The sequence below is a fragment of the Lactobacillus selangorensis genome, from assembly GCF_001437205.1.
Lineage (GTDB): Bacteria > Bacillota > Bacilli > Lactobacillales > Lactobacillaceae > Paralactobacillus > Paralactobacillus selangorensis.
Genome location: NZ_JQAZ01000002.1, coordinates 354068 through 371552 on the forward strand (window position 1 = coordinate 354068; position 17485 = coordinate 371552).

The 17485-nt window shown below is 45.2% G+C and carries 17 protein-coding genes; 11 read left to right on the forward strand and 6 right to left on the reverse strand.

The annotated features are described in order from the left end of the window. Positions 1 to 4: 4 nt before the first annotated feature. Positions 5 to 874: an aldo/keto reductase gene (locus IV40_RS04285; RefSeq protein WP_057769134.1), complete on the reverse strand. Its 870-nt coding sequence runs from the start codon at positions 872 to 874 to the stop codon at positions 5 to 7. A 128-nt stretch (positions 875 to 1002) separates the two neighbouring features. Here IV40_RS04285 and IV40_RS04290 point away from each other — a divergent pair, with 128 nt between their 5' ends. From IV40_RS04290 to IV40_RS04305, 4 genes are all read left to right on the forward strand, one after another. Then, positions 1003 to 1644 carry a LysR family transcriptional regulator gene (locus tag IV40_RS04290; RefSeq protein WP_236698009.1) on the forward strand — a complete coding sequence of 214 codons (642 nt, stop codon included), beginning with the start codon at positions 1003 to 1005 and terminating at the stop codon, positions 1642 to 1644. Positions 1645 to 1962: 318 nt separating this feature from the next. After that, complete coding sequence (locus tag IV40_RS04295) at positions 1963 to 2835, forward strand: alpha/beta hydrolase (protein WP_057769135.1); 873 nt, start codon at positions 1963 to 1965, stop codon at positions 2833 to 2835. Between the two features lie 132 nt (positions 2836 to 2967). Beyond that, entirely contained in the window at positions 2968 to 3612 is a 645-nt protein-coding gene (locus IV40_RS04300; RefSeq protein ID WP_057769136.1) for an NAD(P)H-binding protein, read from the forward strand. A gap of 20 nt (positions 3613 to 3632) precedes the next feature. Further along, on the forward strand, positions 3633 to 4490 hold the full coding sequence (locus IV40_RS04305; RefSeq protein WP_057769137.1) for an aldo/keto reductase: 858 nt from the start codon (positions 3633 to 3635) through the stop codon (positions 4488 to 4490). Between the two features lie 41 nt (positions 4491 to 4531). Here IV40_RS04305 and IV40_RS04310 read toward each other — a convergent pair whose 3' ends face one another. From IV40_RS04310 to rlmH, 4 genes are all read right to left on the reverse strand, one after another. Beyond that, complete coding sequence (locus IV40_RS04310; protein ID WP_162258846.1) at positions 4532 to 5431, reverse strand: alpha/beta hydrolase; 900 nt, start codon at positions 5429 to 5431, stop codon at positions 4532 to 4534. A 167-nt stretch (positions 5432 to 5598) separates the two neighbouring features. Next, a complete protein-coding gene (locus tag IV40_RS04315; protein ID WP_057769139.1) occupies positions 5599 to 5874 on the reverse strand; it encodes a hypothetical protein in 276 nt (91 codons plus the stop codon). 122 nt (positions 5875 to 5996) lie between these two features. After that, entirely contained in the window at positions 5997 to 7466 is a 1470-nt protein-coding gene (locus IV40_RS04320) for an MFS transporter (RefSeq protein ID WP_057769140.1), read from the reverse strand. A gap of 287 nt (positions 7467 to 7753) precedes the next feature. Next, on the reverse strand, positions 7754 to 8233 hold the full coding sequence (rlmH, locus tag IV40_RS04325; protein ID WP_057769141.1) for a 23S rRNA (pseudouridine(1915)-N(3))-methyltransferase RlmH: 480 nt from the start codon (positions 8231 to 8233) through the stop codon (positions 7754 to 7756). Positions 8234 to 8727: 494 nt separating this feature from the next. On the opposite strand from rlmH, the gene IV40_RS04330 reads away from it, so the two are divergent. The 7 genes from IV40_RS04330 (at position 8728) to IV40_RS04360 (ending at position 15053) form a co-directional block, all read left to right on the forward strand. Next, positions 8728 to 9330 (forward strand): NAD(P)H-binding protein, encoded by a 603-nt coding sequence (locus IV40_RS04330; RefSeq protein WP_057769142.1) that lies wholly within the window; start codon positions 8728 to 8730, stop codon positions 9328 to 9330. 12 nt (positions 9331 to 9342) lie between these two features. Continuing rightward, positions 9343 to 9729 carry a MerR family transcriptional regulator gene (locus tag IV40_RS04335; RefSeq protein ID WP_057769143.1) on the forward strand — a complete coding sequence of 129 codons (387 nt, stop codon included), beginning with the start codon at positions 9343 to 9345 and terminating at the stop codon, positions 9727 to 9729. Between the two features lie 127 nt (positions 9730 to 9856). Further along, positions 9857 to 11137 carry a dicarboxylate/amino acid:cation symporter gene (locus tag IV40_RS04340; RefSeq protein ID WP_057769144.1) on the forward strand — a complete coding sequence of 427 codons (1281 nt, stop codon included), beginning with the start codon at positions 9857 to 9859 and terminating at the stop codon, positions 11135 to 11137. 129 nt (positions 11138 to 11266) lie between these two features. Beyond that, the gene (locus IV40_RS04345) at positions 11267 to 12574 is read left to right on the forward strand and encodes a Na+/H+ antiporter NhaC family protein (RefSeq protein WP_057769145.1); all 1308 of its coding nucleotides are present in this window, start codon (positions 11267 to 11269) and stop codon (positions 12572 to 12574) included. 188 nt (positions 12575 to 12762) lie between these two features. After that, positions 12763 to 13482 carry an orotidine-5'-phosphate decarboxylase gene (pyrF, locus tag IV40_RS04350; RefSeq protein ID WP_057769146.1) on the forward strand — a complete coding sequence of 240 codons (720 nt, stop codon included), beginning with the start codon at positions 12763 to 12765 and terminating at the stop codon, positions 13480 to 13482. Further along, positions 13475 to 14122, forward strand: coding sequence for an orotate phosphoribosyltransferase (pyrE, locus tag IV40_RS04355; RefSeq protein ID WP_057769263.1), 648 nt, complete (start codon positions 13475 to 13477; stop codon positions 14120 to 14122). The genes pyrF and pyrE overlap by 8 nt, the downstream gene beginning before the upstream one ends. Further along, a complete protein-coding gene (locus IV40_RS04360) occupies positions 14115 to 15053 on the forward strand; it encodes a dihydroorotate oxidase (protein WP_057769147.1) in 939 nt (312 codons plus the stop codon). The genes pyrE and IV40_RS04360 overlap by 8 nt, the downstream gene beginning before the upstream one ends. A 52-nt stretch (positions 15054 to 15105) precedes the next feature. Here IV40_RS04360 and IV40_RS04365 read toward each other — a convergent pair whose 3' ends face one another. Continuing rightward, the gene (locus tag IV40_RS04365) at positions 15106 to 17358 is read right to left on the reverse strand and encodes an HAD-IC family P-type ATPase (protein WP_057769148.1); all 2253 of its coding nucleotides are present in this window, start codon (positions 17356 to 17358) and stop codon (positions 15106 to 15108) included. Between the last annotated feature and the right edge of the window lie 127 nt (positions 17359 to 17485).

Genomic DNA, 17485 nt, shown 5'->3' on the forward strand with positions numbered 1-17485 from the left:
CTTTTTATTGTTGTGTTTGTTTTAAACTTGTTCCAAAAATTTGTTCAATTGCAACGGGATCACGATGATCGAAAAATTGGCTTTCCCCTTTATCTAATGTCGCAATTTGCTCCATATCATCAGCCGTTAATTCAAAATCAAAAACATCGATATTTTCAGCCATCCGTTTTTGATGAACCGATTTAGGAATGACAGTAATGCCACGTTGCAATAACCACCGTAAGATTACTTGACCGGCTGATTTACCATACTTTTGTCCGATTGCAACCAATGCCTCATTCTTGAAGATGCCATGTTTGCCTTCTGCGAATGGTGCCCATGCCTCAACCCGCACATCTTCAGCTTGGTTAAAATCAACCTCACCAGTTTGCTGGAACCACGGATTGACTTCGATTTGATTAACAGCTGGTTTAATAGAAGTCGATAATTCAAGATTTTTTAACTGATCTTCATAAAAGTTAGATACCCCGATGGCACGAATTTTGCCAGCTTGGCGCGCTTCTTCTAAAGCGCGCCAAGCTCCGACGACATCTCCATAAGGTTGATGTAAGAGGTAAAGGTCCATATAATCCAAACCCAAACGCTGTAACGAAGCATCAATGCCCTCTTTAGCACGTTCATAAGTAAAATCTGAGACCCATAACTTAGAGGTCACGAAAATATCCTCGCGCCGAATATTGCTTTCCTGGATTGCCTGACCAACTGCCTCTTCATTTTGATAAGCTGTTGCAGTATCGATCATTCGATAACCAGTTTGTAAGGCTTCCGAAACAGCTGTCTTGGCATCTATTAAATTATGAATTTGAAAAACACCAAATCCTAATGCTGGCATCTCAACCCCATTATTTAATGGGATCATTGGAACATCTGTCATTTTTAATAATCTCCTTCATTTGCTTCGTTCACTTGATGATGGGTTCATTATGCAACCGATCCTGACATTTGAAAATTACTGGTTGAGAATGGTAGCATACGAGTAGCGTATGCTAAGGAGGAAACATCATGCTCGATAACTACTTACTCGAAGAATTAGCAACTTTTGCCGAGTGCAAAACATTAGCAAAAACCGCAGAAAAACTCCATATGACCCAGCCTTCCATTACTCGCGGCACAAAAAAATTAGAAGAAGAACTCGGTGTGCAACTATTTGAGCGCTATCCAAACCACATTACTTTGACTAAAACTGGCGAATTGGCCGCCCAAGTTGCCGCCCACATTATCAAGGTCAACCAAGAGGGCATTGAAAAGATCCGTAATTTTGACCAAAGTCAACACTCGATTCAGTTAGGCGTAACAATTCCTGGACCGCGAATTTTATTGCAGCACTTAAAAGTAGAATTTCCTGACAATGTTCATTTGAATCCTGAACTTTTATCCGAAGATTCAATTACTTCACTATTAGAAAAAAATGAATATACATTGATTTTTTCTGATCAAGAAATCTTTACAGATCAGGTTGAATCACGCTATCTGGGTGATGAAACGATGTCTGTTCATTTAAATCAATTTATGTACCTTGCCAGTCAATCATCAGTTGCCTTCAAAGATCTGAAAGGGCTTAGTTTTCTTGTTCTTTCATGTCGGTCCTTGGAACGCAATCACACAAAATGCAATTCCAGATGCAAAATTTCTTTATCAAAATGAAGATGAGACCTTCTCCGAACTCACTAAATTTTCTGATTTTCCGTTTTTTAGTACGAATTTAGCTAGATTGGATCCCCTCTATCAGGATTATTTACAAATGGAAGATAGTCGCGTAATTGTTCCGATCTCAGACGACAGTGCTCATATGCCCGTCTATGCAAATTATTTGATCAGTCAAAAACGAATTGTAAAACCTGTCATTGAAACACTCGTTAAAGAATGGCCAACTGAGCAAAAATAAAGGGGTTTCACTTGCTATGGAGTGAAGACGAGGGTTTATAGTAGTTTTGTAATTAAAATCGTTAGGGAGGTTTTTTGATGCAAGAACAAAAGGTTGTTTTTATGAATAAAGACTTGAACCTACGTTTAGCTGGGATCCTTCGTTTGCCAGCAGAGTTTAATTTAAGTAACAATTATCCAGCCATTGTTGTTACTGGCCCGATGCTTTCCGTTAAGGAACAAGCACAGAGTGTTTATGCCAAACATCTGACTGAATTAGGCTATGTGACCCTTGTATTCGATGGCTCTTATTATGGCGAAAGTGAAGGAACTCCTCGTCAGCAGGAATTACCAGATATTAAAGAATCCGACAATGAAAGTGCCGTTGATTTCTTAACGAGCTTACCTTATGTTGACAATGACCGAATTGGTGGACTCGGAATTTGTGGATCTGGCTCATATATGTCCGTTTCTGGGGTTAAGGAACCTCGTTTCAAGGCAATTGCCGCAGTTGTGCCAGCCATTTCTGATATTTCCAAATCACCGATGATGTCCTTCTTCAAGCCAGAAGATGAAGTCAAAGCTGATAAAGAAGCTTATGAAAATGGGACTGGTGAGTTGAAGTATCTCAACTTCATGCCTAGATCATTCGACGAAGGGGCTGCTTATTATTACACGAAGCGCGGCACAAATCCGCGCTGGAGCAATCAAGTTGTTGCATGGAGCCAGCTTGAGTTAGCTAAATATAACGTTCCAAATATTATGAAGGATATGAAGAAACCTTATTTGGTGATTACTGCTGAAAATGCTTGGAGTAAAGATTCTTCAACTGAGGATTACAATGCTGTCCCTGGCGATAACAAAGAGATGCATGTCATTCCAGAAGCTGGTCATTTTGATATGTATGATCTAGCACCTTATGTGAAAGAAGCCTTTGATTACATCAAGCCATTCTTTGCTAAAAATCTCTAATATTGAACGTCAAAAAGGAAACGATAGAAATGATCGCTTCCTTTTTCATTTACTTTAAAATGCCTCCTACTTGCTATGGAGTTAAGACAAGGGTCTATGATGAATGAAAATCTAGAAAGCAGGCATAATGACATGAATATTTTGATTTTAGGTGCAACCGGACAAATTGCCCATTACTTGATTACTGACCTGTTGAACCATTCAGATGCAGATCTAACCCTTTTTGGCCATCATACTTCTAGTCGTCTTACTTTAAGTAACCCCAATCGTGAAAAAGCGATTGATGGAGATATTGAGAATGCAAATGATCTTAAACAGGCCATGAAAGATCAAAACATCGTTATTCTGGATAACGCAATGCCGAATTTACTGGAAGATACTTATCAGGCCATGAAAAAAGCAGGCGTTACCCGTTTAATTGTTACCGGCACAATCGGACTCTACGATGAGGTCGGCGGAAAATTCGGCGAATGGGGCAAATCGATGTCTGGTGCTTTTAAAGACAGTGAACAATACCAACAGATCATCCAGCAGATCATAGACGACCCAGAAATCGATTTTACTTACGTCCGCATGACCATGCTTTATAATAACGATCAAAAAACAGACTATAAACTGGTCCCCTTTGGTGAAAAAGTCACAGGTGCCCAAGTATCCCGACAGGCTGTTGCTCATTTCATCACCGATATGGTCAATGATCCAACTCTCGAGAATAATGCCAACATTGCCATTATCGAACCTGGATCAGAGGACATGACAAAACCATCGTTCTATTAAAATTGAAAGGAAGAATAAAGATGTTTGAACATGCAATCCAATTAAATGACGGCAATTCAATTCCGGCAATCGGTTTTGGAGCAATGATCGAACCCAAGGACACCTATCAAGCCGTTTTAGACGCTTTGAAAAATGGTTATCGTCATATTGATACGGCTGCCAGCTATTTTAATGAAAAGGAAGTTGGTCAAGCAATCAAAGACAGTGGGATTCCTCGTGAAGAACTATTTGTGACCAGCAAATTATGGATTCAAGACTATGGTTATGAAGCAGCTCAAAAAGGACTAGACACTTCCTTAAAAAATCTGGGCTTAGATTACCTCGATCTTTATCTTCTTCATCAACCCTATGATGATGTCATCGGTGCATGGAGAGGTTTAGAAAAAGCTCAAAAAGACGGTAAAGTTCGTTCGATCGGTGTCTCCAACATGAATCCTAATCTTTGGAAGAAGTTCATTCCACAATTTTCAGAAACACCAGCTGTTAATCAGGTTGAATTCAATCCGCTTTTCCAGCAAAAAGAACTGCGCAAACTCATGGACCAAGATAAGGTCCGTCTAGAAGCCTGGTATCCATTAGGCCATGGCAATCAAGAATTGCTGACAAATCCTAAATTGGAAACGATCGCCAAGAAATACGGCAAAAATGTTGGACAGGTCATTATCCGATTTGAATATCAAGATGGTGTCATTACCTTGCCAAAATCAAGCCATCCTGAACGAATCAAAACCAATTTGAACGTATTTGATTTTCAATTAACTCCGGATGAAATGAAAACAATTGAAGCATTGGATACAGGTAAGGGAACCTTCGATCCCGAATCTGCTAGTTCAGAAAAATATTTGCGTGAACATTTAGATGTTCATCAAAATGGCTAAAATAAATAAGCGCCATCCTTTTTGAAGGATGACGCTTATTTTTATTGAAACAACCGCTGCAAGCCATTATAAGCTTGATTGGCAACAGAGGTCATATCATGATTGCCGCCGCGATCCAATTCATAGCTCAAATTTTCAGCCGTAAATTGCGGATACTGACGCATCTGCTTGATCTGCGGAGCAATTTCGCCTTGGGTGCCATCAGCACCACCGACAGAAGCATCGATTTGAAAATCGTTCGCCCTAAAATGATTTTTCGTCACTGCATCAGCTAATTTTTGGGCCGTCTTTTTAGGGACACTCCCGCCGCCCATAGGTTCAACCGTCCAGCTTCCGCCAGACATCGGCATAAAGTACTTGAATAAATCCAAATCATTTTCAAAAACATACCAAGTTGTAACAGCACCCATTGAAAAACCGCCAAACGCACGATGATCTCGTGACTTTTCTAAGCCCTGACGCGTGGTGTTTTTTGCATAAGTCCGATATTTTCCTTCAACTGCTGGCATCAAATCATTGGGCAGTTCATTTTTGGCAAATGCCAAGTTTAGCGGTGCATCTTGGGTATAGTCGCTTTTAACAAAACTGCGATCTGGATAGTAAGTTGGCGTTACAACGATCACGGGTTTCATCTTTTTAGCTGCAATTTCATGATCTAATAGCCGCTTAAAACCAGATTTTTGTTCAGTTCCAGTGTCTCCCAAAAAACTATTGACACTTTGGGTCGACCCATGCAACAGATAAAGGATGTCATATTGTTTCGTTGTATTCGCCGAATATCCGGCTGGTAAATAAACCAATGCCTGCTTTTGATATTCAACCCCTTTATAAGGGATTGAATAGGAAATGCGTTCAACACGACCCTGCTGGTCTTTTGGAGCCATATTTCGATAATTGCTTGGCATTTTGACATATTCGCCCTGATTTGTTTGAGAATTCATGCTTTCTGAAACCTCCGTTCTGGAAGGCTGATAAAACTGATCCTTTAACAAAAAGTGCCAGCCAATGATCAGTAGCAGACTCACACTAATGATGATCGCAGCCACAATTCGAAATTGCCTTTTCATTTTGTCCGATCCTTCCAAAAATATTCAAGTTAATATCTTTTTTATGAAACTATTTCCCGTTCAAAAAATGCTGATGTTCTGGCCTTTTCCTGAACCCTATTTTTTGCGTCCAAATTTAACTCGATGAAACCACTCGCGGTGATCGCCGCAATTTTAGCTTGCAGATCCCGATGCATTTTCACAATTTCCTTGATCTTTGCTGAAAGACTTGAGAGCGCAATAATTCCGATCATAATGATGACAAAAAGCAGCGTCAGCAGCAGTAGGACAGCATCTAAGATCAAATCTGGAAAGATGAATAACCACAATAAACTCATTTTTTTACCCCGTCCCTTTTTCGTTTGTATTCAATGGTTACATCCTACTTCCTGAAAGCAACGATGAAAATTACCAAATGAGCATTGTAGCATACGTGAAAAGTATACCTATTCCTGATTCCCTATGCGGCGACTTTTTGTGCCTTGTAATAACTCCAAATGTTTAGTAAGCCAGCTACAACAAGGATCAATAATGAAACCAGCATGATATTGTGCAGGCCATTATGCAAAATGACACGCATTTGTGGAATTAAATTTTTTGGCAATAAATGGATACTGGCGGCATCACTCAAATTGTTCATCATTTTCAAAGTAATGCGACCATGCGAATTACGAACACCTTTAAATAAAGCTTGATTTAAAATGATCCCTAAAATCGAGGCCATGAATGTTTGGCTGAGCATCCGAATCAAAAAACTGAATGAAGTTGCAACTGGAACATCCTCTTGAGCGGCATCCTGCTGAACTTTGATCTGCAAAACATTGAAACACATCCCATTGCCGATTCCTTCAAAAGCACCAGCAACCAGTAACAGCCAGAAAGGTGCTTGAACACCGGCAATTGTCATGACTGCAAAGGCAATGATAAAGGCAACGATCCCCATGGCAACCACACTTTGTGGCTTAAAACGCATTCTTAAAGGCGCAACTGATTCAGCGCCCATAAAATTTGTCAATGAGCCAGGAATTTGAGTGGCACCCCCAATGATCGCCGATGTTCCTAACAATCCTTGGGCCCACATCGGAATATAAATGTTAAACCCGACAAAAGCACCCCAAATCAAGGCAAATAAGATAAAATCAGTCATCAATGGATGATTTTTGAATAAACGACTCGGAATGATCGGATCAGTCGCCCGTCCTTCAACAATAAACATTGCACCTAGTAATCCCGCCGATACGATCAATAATAAAATGACGTAAAGTGTTGAAATCGTTCCGATCATTTCGATCGCCATCAACAGGCAAACTAAGCCGGCTGTCATCAATGTTGCCCCTAGGTAATCGACAGGACTGCCTTTTTTGGTTGATTTTGGAATTTTGAAAAAAATCTGGACCAGAATAATGGATAACAACCCTAATGGCACATTAAGGTAGAAGACCCAGTGCCAGCTGAATGTATCAACGATCCACCCACCCACTAATGGGCCGATGATCGTAGCAGTACTGTAACTTGCGGTTGCAAAACCAAGCATTTGTGTTCGTTTGTGTGGATCTTTGTACATCTTGGCATAAATAATATAGGGAAGCGAAATCATTCCGCCATCTCCAATTCCCATGATTGTCCGCGCAACGATCAAAAAATAAATGTTGGGTGACATTCCTTCTAAAAAGGCTCCGAGTACAAATAGGCTGGTTGCGAACTGATAAGCATGTTTATTACCAACGTGTTCACCTAATTTACTCCATAATGGCGTCGATACAGCTGTTCCTAACAAAAATACGGCCACAATCCAGCCCATCAATTGAATCCCATGCAGATCGCTGATAATGGCTGGTAAAGCCGTATTGATAATGGTACTATCTAAGCCACCCATGGCATTTGATAATAGCAATGCACAGGTGACGATCAAAATACTTCTTTTTGACACTTTTCATTCTCCTTTTCTCCTTTTCTTATTCCGAATCCTTACAATGACTCCATTATGAGAACTATCGGCCCATTTTAAAATTGCGTATTATGTATATTAGTATGCAACGGTTGTATACTATACACCTTGAAGTTTGCTTCATAGCAAAGCAAGCATGTCAAGAAAATATTTTGAAGCGGATAGTTTACAATTAGCCAATTTGGTACGAAGGTCCGTAATTTTTAACTAATAAAGGGTATATAATACCAACAAACGCCTATCTATCAACCTTTACCAGAAAAACCGCATCACTTATGATACGGCATGCCATTGATAATCGTAAAGGCGCGATAGATCTGTTCGGTCAAGACAAGTCGCATCAATTGGTGTGGCATGGTCAGCTTGCCGAATGAGAGCTGGTCGTTGGCTCGCTTGAGGACGGCTTCTGAGAGGCCCAGCGAGCCGCCGATGACGAAGGTGATGTCAGAGTGCCCATAAGTGGCGAGCTGGTCGATTTCGTGGGCGAGTTCCTCAGAGGAACGCTCCTTGCCCAGGATGGCGAGTGCGATTACGTACTCCTTATCCTTGATTTTGGCTAGGATACGTTCGCCCTCTTTGTCTTTGACATGCGTCATTTGGGCGTCACTAAGCGATTCAGGTGCTTTTTCGTCCGGCACCTCGATGATTTGGAATTTGCAGAACTTGTCGAGCCGTTTGGCGTATTCGGCAATTCCCTGTTTAAAATATTTTTCCTTCAATTTGCCGACACCGATAATTTTGATATTCACTGCTGTTTCTCCTCCACGTTTTTAACTGTCTCCATTTTACCAAACTGGCCTGATTTATCCACAGGTGAATAAACGAACTACATTCGGTGGTGGTTCGTTTTTTTCATGCCACTAGATAGCGAAGTCCTAAAATTTATCAAAACGCCATTTTCAGGTGCTGAAAATCGGCTGTCAAACGTTCGTAAAAAAGGTTGAGAACCCTATTCATAGATACCTTTCAGCCTATTTTACCAAGTGCGCATTTAGACTGGCTTTTTCATTATTCATTTGGATGTATATTTATGCAATCCCCGTTTTTAGCAGAGTTATGCACATTATCCACAGGGTTATCCACAGGTTCTTAACTTTAATTGTGGCTGGAATCCACAGCTTGACAAATCAATTTCTTAACGTTTATCCACAGGATTGCAATCAACCTTCAGTTTTTTCTTGCCTTGAAGTCCACTCGAGGGTTTATGATAGTGTCAGCAATTTCAATTAGGGAGGGTTTTTGAATGCAAAAAGTACTGATTCTTGGTGCAACGGGGACTGTCGGTAGCGCCGTTCGCCAGACCTTATTAACGGAAACAGATGACCAGCTGACTTTATTTGCCCGCCATCCAAATGGTTTACAAACCAATCCGGCTCGTGAACAGGTCATCGCTGGCGATGTCATGAGCGAATCCGACTTACGCACTGCTATTAGAGGTCAAGAAGTTGTTTTTGCGGCTTTAAGCGGCAATCTAGGTACGATGGCCCAGCAAATCGTCTCCGCAATGGACGCCGAAAATGTCACACGATTGATTTTCATTACCTCAATGGGAATCTATAATGAAATTCCAGCCGCAATCGGTGCGGATGGCAATCTCAAATTCAATCCAGCATTGAAACCGTATCGCCAAGCCGCTGATGTCATCGAAGCATCCGATTTGAACTACACTTTGATTCGGCCTGGCTGGTTTGACAATGGCAATCCAAGCTACGAAATCACCCACAAAGGCGAACCGTTCGGCGGTCACAATGTGGCTGTGAAAAGTATCGCCGATCTGGTCAGACGCCTGTCGGCAGATTCTTCATTGGGCAGTCGGGATAGTCTGGGCATCGATCGTCCACAGTAAAGGAGTTTTATCATGAATATTCAAGCAGTTAGTAAGAAATACGGCGTTTCCAGCGACACTTTGCGGTATTGGGAACGGGTCGGCGTCATTCCGCCGGTCACTCGCAATGCAAGCGGCTATCGTGATTACACGCCGGAAGATGAAAATTGGGTCCATTTTACCCAGTGCATGCGCAACGCTGGTGTTTCGATCGACATCCTGATCGAATATACGACGCTGATGATGGAAGGCAAACAGACGATTGCTGCCCGCCAATCCCTTTTGGAGGAGCAGCGTGACAAGCTGCAGGATCAGATTGATAAGTTAGCGGCGGCTCGCGATCGGCTCAATGGAAAACTGGACGGCTATGCCGAACGGATGGCCAATCTCGATGAATCGAAATATCGCAAAACGAAATAGATTTTAAAATCCGCACTGAAAACCATTCATGCGGATTTTTTCTGAAAAGATGAGTTATCATTTGTGCATTATTGACAAACCACTTACAATTAGTGAATAGCATCTTTTTAAGAAAGCGGGCGGATTTATGCAGAAGCAACACCATTTTCACATTTCAATGGGCTGGCAGATTCTGATCGGTCTGACTTTGGGAATTATTTCTGGGGTCGTTTTCTACCAGAACAAAGCGGCAATTACCGTCATGTCGAATCTCGGCTCGATGTTCATCGGTCTGATTCAGATGATCGTCCTACCGATTATCGTATCCTGCTTGATCGTCGGAATCGCCAATATGGGCGACCTAAAAAAACTCGGTCGGGTCGGCGGCAAAACAATCATTTACTTCGAAGTGATGACGACAATCGCTTTGGCATTAGGTTTGCTAGTCGGCAACGTCTTCCATCCTGGGACCTCGATCGACATCAACAAGCTGCATGCGGCCAATATCAGCCAGTACGTCACAGCGTCGAAAAGTGCGGCTTCTAGCGGTGTCTGGGGCTTTCTGGAAAGTATCATCCCTACGAATATTTTCAAAGCGCTTGGTGACGGCAATATGCTAGCCGTAATTTTCTTCAGTATTTTATTCGGGATTGGGACAGCAGCCATCGGCGAACGAGGCAAAATCATCCTCAACTTCTTCCAGGCCATTTCGGAAGTGATGTTTAAAATTACCAACTGGATCATGAAGCTGGCTCCAATCGGTGTCTTTGGGCTGATTGGCAATACCATCGCTCAGATGGGGATTAGATCCTTGCTGCCGCTTGGTTATTTCATCTTATTAGCTTATGCAACGATGGCCGTTTTTGTGGCGGTCTTTATGTCGCTGGCGGCGCATCTGTTCCATATCAACTTCAAAGAATTATTGCGGGTCATCAAAGATGAAGCTATTTTGGCCTTTACGACGTCAAGCTCTGAGGTCACCTTGCCCCGCATGATGAACAAGATGGAAGATTACGGCGTCGATCGCAGTATCGTCTCCCTAGTCATTCCAACTGGCTATTCGTTCAACCTCGATGGCGGCGCAATTTATCAGTCAATGGCCGTTCTTTTCTTAGCCCAGGCTTATCACATCAATATGAGTCTCTGGCAGCAAATCACCATCTTAGTCGTCCTGATGATTACAACGAAAGGGACTGCCGGCGTTCCGAGTGCCAATTTCGTCGTTCTGTTGGCAACGCTGCCCGCCGTCGGAATCCCGGCCTCTGGTTTAGCCTTTATTGCCGGAATCGATCGCCTCGTCGATATGGGCCGGACCTGTGTCAACGTCATCGGCAATTCACTGGCAACAGCAATCATCGGCCGTTCCGAACATGAATTTGATGACCAGAAACGACAGCAATATGTGGCTGAACATTTGGATAAAAATTAGAAAGAGGTTGTGGCCTCTTTTTTTTAACCGCATTTTGATCACAATTTGTTTTTTGTACGTCAAAACCAGCTCAATTGGCCGAAATCCGCTACAATAAGAAGAGAACTTTTTCAGAAAGCAGGTTAAAACATGAAACAGAAACCACGGGATGAGGCGGGTCACTTCCTAGGATTAGTGCCGCTGCTCTTCTTTCTGGTCGTCTACATCAGTTCCGGTGTTGTCTTCAATAATTTTGATGCGATGCCCTTGCTGGTGGCGATGATCTTGGCAACAATTCTGGCATTGGCGCTGAATCCCCATGAACGATTAAATGAAAAACTGGCTGTTTTCTACAAAGGGGCTGGTCAGGATACGATGATTCTGATGATCGTCATTTTTATGCTGGCGGGTGCTTTTTATTACGTCACCAAATCGATGCACGCCGTCGATACAGTCACCATGCTGGGCCTGCGTTTCCTGCCGAAAAACTTTATTATTCCTGGTGTCTTCGTTTTGGGCTGTCTGATTAGTTTTGCGATGGGGACTTCGATGGGGACGGTCGCTGCGTTGATGCCGATCGCCGCCCAAATCGGCCAGATGGCACATATTAGTTTGCCGTTATTGGCTGGAGTCGTTGTCAGCGGCGCTATGTTCGGTGATGATTTATCGCTGATTTCGGCGTCGGCGATCATTTCGGCTCAGACCCAATCCGTCTCGATTTTCGCCAAGTTCAAGACGAATGCGATTATGGTCCTGCCGGCGTTCATCCTGACGACGCTCTTATTAGCCTTCGTGCCAGTTGGGACATTTTCCCTTGGCATGTATAAAGCCGTCCAGTGGCTCAACCTACTGCCTTATGTGCTGGTAATCGTCCTGTCGTTTATGAATCTCAATGTGCTAATCGTCCTGACACTAGGAATCATTTCGGCGGTGCTGATCGGCCTGTTCCATGGCGACTTTACGTTCATCCAGTCGCTCAGTCTGATTCATAAAGGAATCTTATCGATGGCCGATGTGTCGTTCATTTCAATCATCGTCGGCGGTTTGGCGGCCCTGATGGAGCACATGGGCGGCATCCAGTGGCTGCTGCAGCGGATTACCAAACATGCCCACAGCTCGATTGGCGGCAAATTTGCGATTGCCTTCCTGATTTTATTGCTCGACGTAATCACGACCAACAATACGGTTTCTGTGATGATTGCTGGGCCAATCGCCAAAAAGCTGGGACATAATTACCACATTTCGCCATCCTACACCGCCAGCATCCTCGATATCTATTCCTGTGTTGGTCAGGGACTGATTCCTTATGGCGCCCAATTATTGATGGCGTCGTCACTGGTCGGAATTTCAGCAGCCTCAATTGTGCCGTACAGCTGGTATTGCATGCTGCTGTTTGTCATTTCCAGCCTGTTTCTGCTCAGTCCGTATTCGCCGAAAGAAAATCAGCTGCGCATCTAAAATAGGCTTGACCTTTGCCTCAAAATTGGTTATGGTTAGTAACAATCAAACGAGTGCTTTAATTCGGTTCAGAGAAGCCGGAAAGCTGACGGAGTAAGTCCGACCCAATGGGGATCGTCTAGTTAGCTGTAGGCAGATCTCGTTGGGGCGGACTTTTTATTTGCACTCAAAAAATTCAGGAGGCACCTATGAAACCAGTCATCATTGCGTTAGATTTCGAAAATCGGCACCAGACGGAACAGTTTCTAACTCTTTTTGATGCGGCACCGAAAAAGCCGGTCATCAAGGTCGGCATGGAACTCTTTTATCGCGAAGGTCCTGCCTTTGTCCGTGATTTGGCGGCGCAAGGCTATGCAATTTTTCTCGATTTAAAATTGATGGACATTCCGCACACCGTTGAAATGGCGATGCAGCAGCTGGCCCAGCTCGGAATCGCTTACACGACCATCCATGCCAACGGCGGCTCGGCGATGATTCAAGCGGCTAAAAAAGGCCTGACCACCGGCGCCGCAAAAGCGGGTCTGCCGACACCAAAGCTTTTGGCCGTCACCGAACTAACTTCGATTACGCCGGCAATGCTGAAAGATGAATTGCACGTCGACCTGCCGATGCAGGCTGAAGTGGTGGCCCTGGCCGAACTTGCCCAGCAGAACGGTGCGGATGGCGTCATCTGCTCGCCCCAAGAAGTGCCGGCATTGCAACAGCATTTACCGCAAGATTTCTTATTTGTCACACCTGGAATTCGACCCGTCGGTGCGGCCAAAGACGACCAAGCACGTGTCGCCACGCCAGCAGAAGCCGCCCAGCTTGGCAGTTCAGCGATCGTCGTCGGCCGACCGATTACTTTGTCACAAACACCGTTCGCCACTTATCAGCAGATTAGAAAGGAATTCAATGCTCATGACTAAAACAACGATTATTGATGGCCTTTTACAAGCCAATGCGATTCAAATTTCTCCAAACGAGCCGTTTACATACGCCAGCGGGATTTTATCCCCGATTTACACCGATTTGCGGGTCACCATTTCCTATCCGCAACTGCGGCGGCAAATTGCGACTGGCCTGGCGGAACTGATTGCCGCCAATTTTCCCGAAGCAACGGTCATCGGCGGTGTCGCCACTGCTGGTATCCCGCATGCTGCTTGGGTCGCCGCTGAACTCGACCTGCCGATGGTCTACGTCCGTTCCAAACCAAAAGACCACGGTACCGGCAAACAAATCGAAGGTAAATTGACGAAGGACGATCAGGTCGTTCTGATCGATGACCTGATTTCCACCGGTGGCAGTGTGCTTGGGGCCGTCAAAGCTGTCCGTGACTTTGGAGCCGACGTTGCCGGTGTGGCGGCCATTTATTCCTACGAACTGCCGGATGCCGACCAGAACTTTGCAGCGGCCGACACCAAATTGGTTCATTTGACTGGTTTCTCCACTTTGGTCGGTGAAATGGAACAGACCCATCGCCTTTCTGATGACGACCTGCAGATTCTCAAAAATTGGCATGCCAAACCATGGGGCAAGAAACGGGAAGAGGACGCTAAAAATGATTGATTTGACAACCACTTTAAATAAATTGCATTTTAAAACGCCGCTTATGAATGCGGCTGGCGTTCATTGTGCGACCACGACGGAATTGGACGACTTGCTGGATTCGCAGGCGGGCGGACTGGTAACCAAGAGTGCCACTTTACAGCCCCGCACCGGCAATCCCGACCCCCGTTACGCTAATTTGCCCTTCGGCAGTATCAATTCAATGGGTCTGCCTAACCAAGGGCTCGATTACTATTTGAACTATGCCAACGCAACGGCACTGACGCATCCCGATTTTCCGATTCTTTTGTCGCTGGCCGGCCAGAGTTTAGCTGAAAACCTGCAGATGCTTGAACGCATCCAAGCCAGTGCTTTTTCAGGCCTAACCGAATTAAACCTGTCGTGTCCGAATGTGCCTGGCAAGCCGCAGATCGGATATGATTTCGACCAGATGAAGACAATCTTGACGGCAGTGTTTCAGACTTTCAACCAGCCGTTAGGCATTAAATTGCCGCCCTATTTCGATTTGGCGCAATTCGACTTGGTTGCTGACATCTTGAATCAGTTTCCCTTAGCCTTCATCAACACCATCAACAGTGTCGGCAACGGCCTTTTCATCAACTTAGAAACCGAAACGACCGTCATCAAGCCCAAGGGCGGTTTCGGCGGCATCGGCGGTTCCTACGTCAAACCAGTCGCACTGGCAAATGTACGGGCATTTCGGCAACGGCTCAACCCTGCCATTCAGATTATCGGCACCGGCGGCGTGGTCAGCGGCGGCGACCTCTTCGAACTGATTCTCTGCGGCGCTGATGTCGTTCAAATCGGAACGACGCTCGCCCAAGAAGGCACACCGGCTTTCGGACGCATCTTAACCGAGCTCGAACGGATTATGGCCCAAAAAGGTTACGCCACTTTGGCTGATTTCAGAGGCAATTTAAAAACGTTGTAATTTTAAAAAAAAGGTGCCGGCAAAATTTTTGCCGGCACCTTTTTTGATGCTTTCATTTATGCTGATAAAAACCGACTTGAATTGCATCCAGAATAATCCCAACGATTAACACGAGCACAAAGACGATTCCAATCCACGCCCAGCTGATTGCTGTTACAGCCACTCCAGTTACTGACAGAACGATTGCCAAGAGGCAGTTCAATGTGATTGCCGTTAAGACCCCGTTGCTGGGGCGGCTCTGCCAGAAGAATTTCTTGGTTCTGGTCATCAAAATCGTCAGCATCGCACTGAACAAGAGGTATAAGAATAAAATGGTGCTGACTTGTCCATGCGCCATGCCGCTGGCAACGAGTTCGTGTCCGAAGACAATTCCGGTAACAATCCAGCCGACTGTGAAGACACTCGCCAACCGTGATAATTTGCCCAGATTCCAAGTTTCGGGATGGGTCGTAATTGTCGTATTGTCGGTGCCTAGCGCCAACGTTACCAAGTCGTTGAGGATCGCGACGAGTACGATCGCATTCAGGCTCAGCGGGAAGAAATGGGTGACGAGGTAGCCGACGGTCAGAAGCACCGTCAATTCAGCTGTTCGAGCTAGTTTGGTGATCGTCCAAGTCATCATCCGGGAATAAACCCGATGGCCGCTATCGAGCAAGTCGACGATGCGGCTCAATCCGTCGACCATTAGAATTACTTTGGCAGCCTTCTTGGCGATATCGACCGCCGACTTGACGGCGATGCCGACGTCAGCTTGTTTCAAAGCGGGTGCATCGTTGACGCCATCGCCGGTCATTCCGACAATATAACCGGCCTGCTGGAACTGTTTGACGATCGCCAGTTTGTTTTCTGGCAGAACATCGGCGATGCCGGCCAATTGAGCGAGCTGCGGTTTCTGTGCCAAATCAGCTGAGGAAATAACCTGGCCGTCCAATCCGACTTCGGTAGCGACTTTTTGGGCGGTTGCCTGCCCATCGCCCGTCAGCATAATCACTTTGACACCACGTGCTTTGATGGCCGCAATCGATTTGGCGCTGTCCGGACGAGGCTGGTCCTGCAAGGTAAAGACGCCGACGACTTGGTCATCGACAGCCAGTGCAACTTGCCGGCCTAACACATTTTTGTCGGCGGCATGCCCTGTCAAAACGTGGTAAGAACCAAGTTTGATACGTGCGGATTTGCCATTGACAGGAACTGTGAGTGCTGAATAACCGACTTGGGGGTTGAACAATAAATTGTCCGTTCCCGTCAAAGGTTGAGCCTGATGCCGATGTGCCGCCATTTGAATAGCGCGATCGACTTCACTAGGTGCTTTGAAGTCCGTTGCGGAGACAGCCAGTGTCAGTAATTGCTGGTCTGAAAATTGCTTGCCGATTGGCGTAATCTTGATGACTTCCGGCTTGTTGGCCGTAATCGTCCCCGTTTTATCCACCAACAGCAAATTCAAATTGGCTGCATTCTGAATCCCAGTCAGATCACTGACTAGGACCTGTTCCCGACTCAGCGTCCGTGCTTCAACCGAATTGGCAACCGCAAAGCTCGATGGCATTGCAATCGGGATTGTCGCAATGACCAGCACCGCTAAAAACGGTGCGAGTGCCAAAATGTTTTCACCCCGAATTAAGGCTGCAATGGTTAAGATTACGGCTAAAACGGCGTCGAGAATTGCTAAGTACTGGATTACTTTACCCAACAGCTTTTGCAAATGACCTGGTGATTGCGAAGTTGAGACCAATGTGATGGTTTTCCCAGCCCGACTATTTTTGCCAGTGGCTGTGACCTGAGCTAAAGATTCACCCCATTCAACGGCCGTGCCGGCATACGCTGTCGCGTTCGGGTCGTGTTTGACGGCCTGCGATTCGCCAGTAATACTGCTTTCGTCGACTTCCAGCGGTGCTGTCAGAATTTCGACATCGGCCGGAATGACATCGCCGCTTTTCAGCCGGATGACATCGCCAACGACTAATTCTTTAGATGGGACTTGCTGCCACTGGCCATCTCGTAAAACACTGACTAACGGCACCAGCTGCTGGGTCAGATTGCCCAGCACTTTGCTGGCTCGTTTTTCCTGAACGGCCCCATTTACGGCGGCAAACAAAAGCAACAGCAACACAAAAACGGCTTGAACCCATTTTCCCAATGCAAACTCCAGCAGCAACGCCACTTCCAGAATCCAGGCGGACGGTTCCCATAATCGTTTCAAAACGGAGCCCCAGAATGTTGTTTGTTTCATGGCCACTTCATTGGGCCCATCCTGCTTCAGTTTCGTCTGTGCCTGTGCACTCGTTAGTCCCTGAACTTTTTCCAAAAATGCCACCTCCTCAAAACTTTTTTATCACACCAGTGTAGTCCTTTTTTGATAATGAGGGGCACTATTTCATTCGAAAATTGATATTAAAAATCTAATCGAATTCGAGCAGCCACTCAAAAAGGCC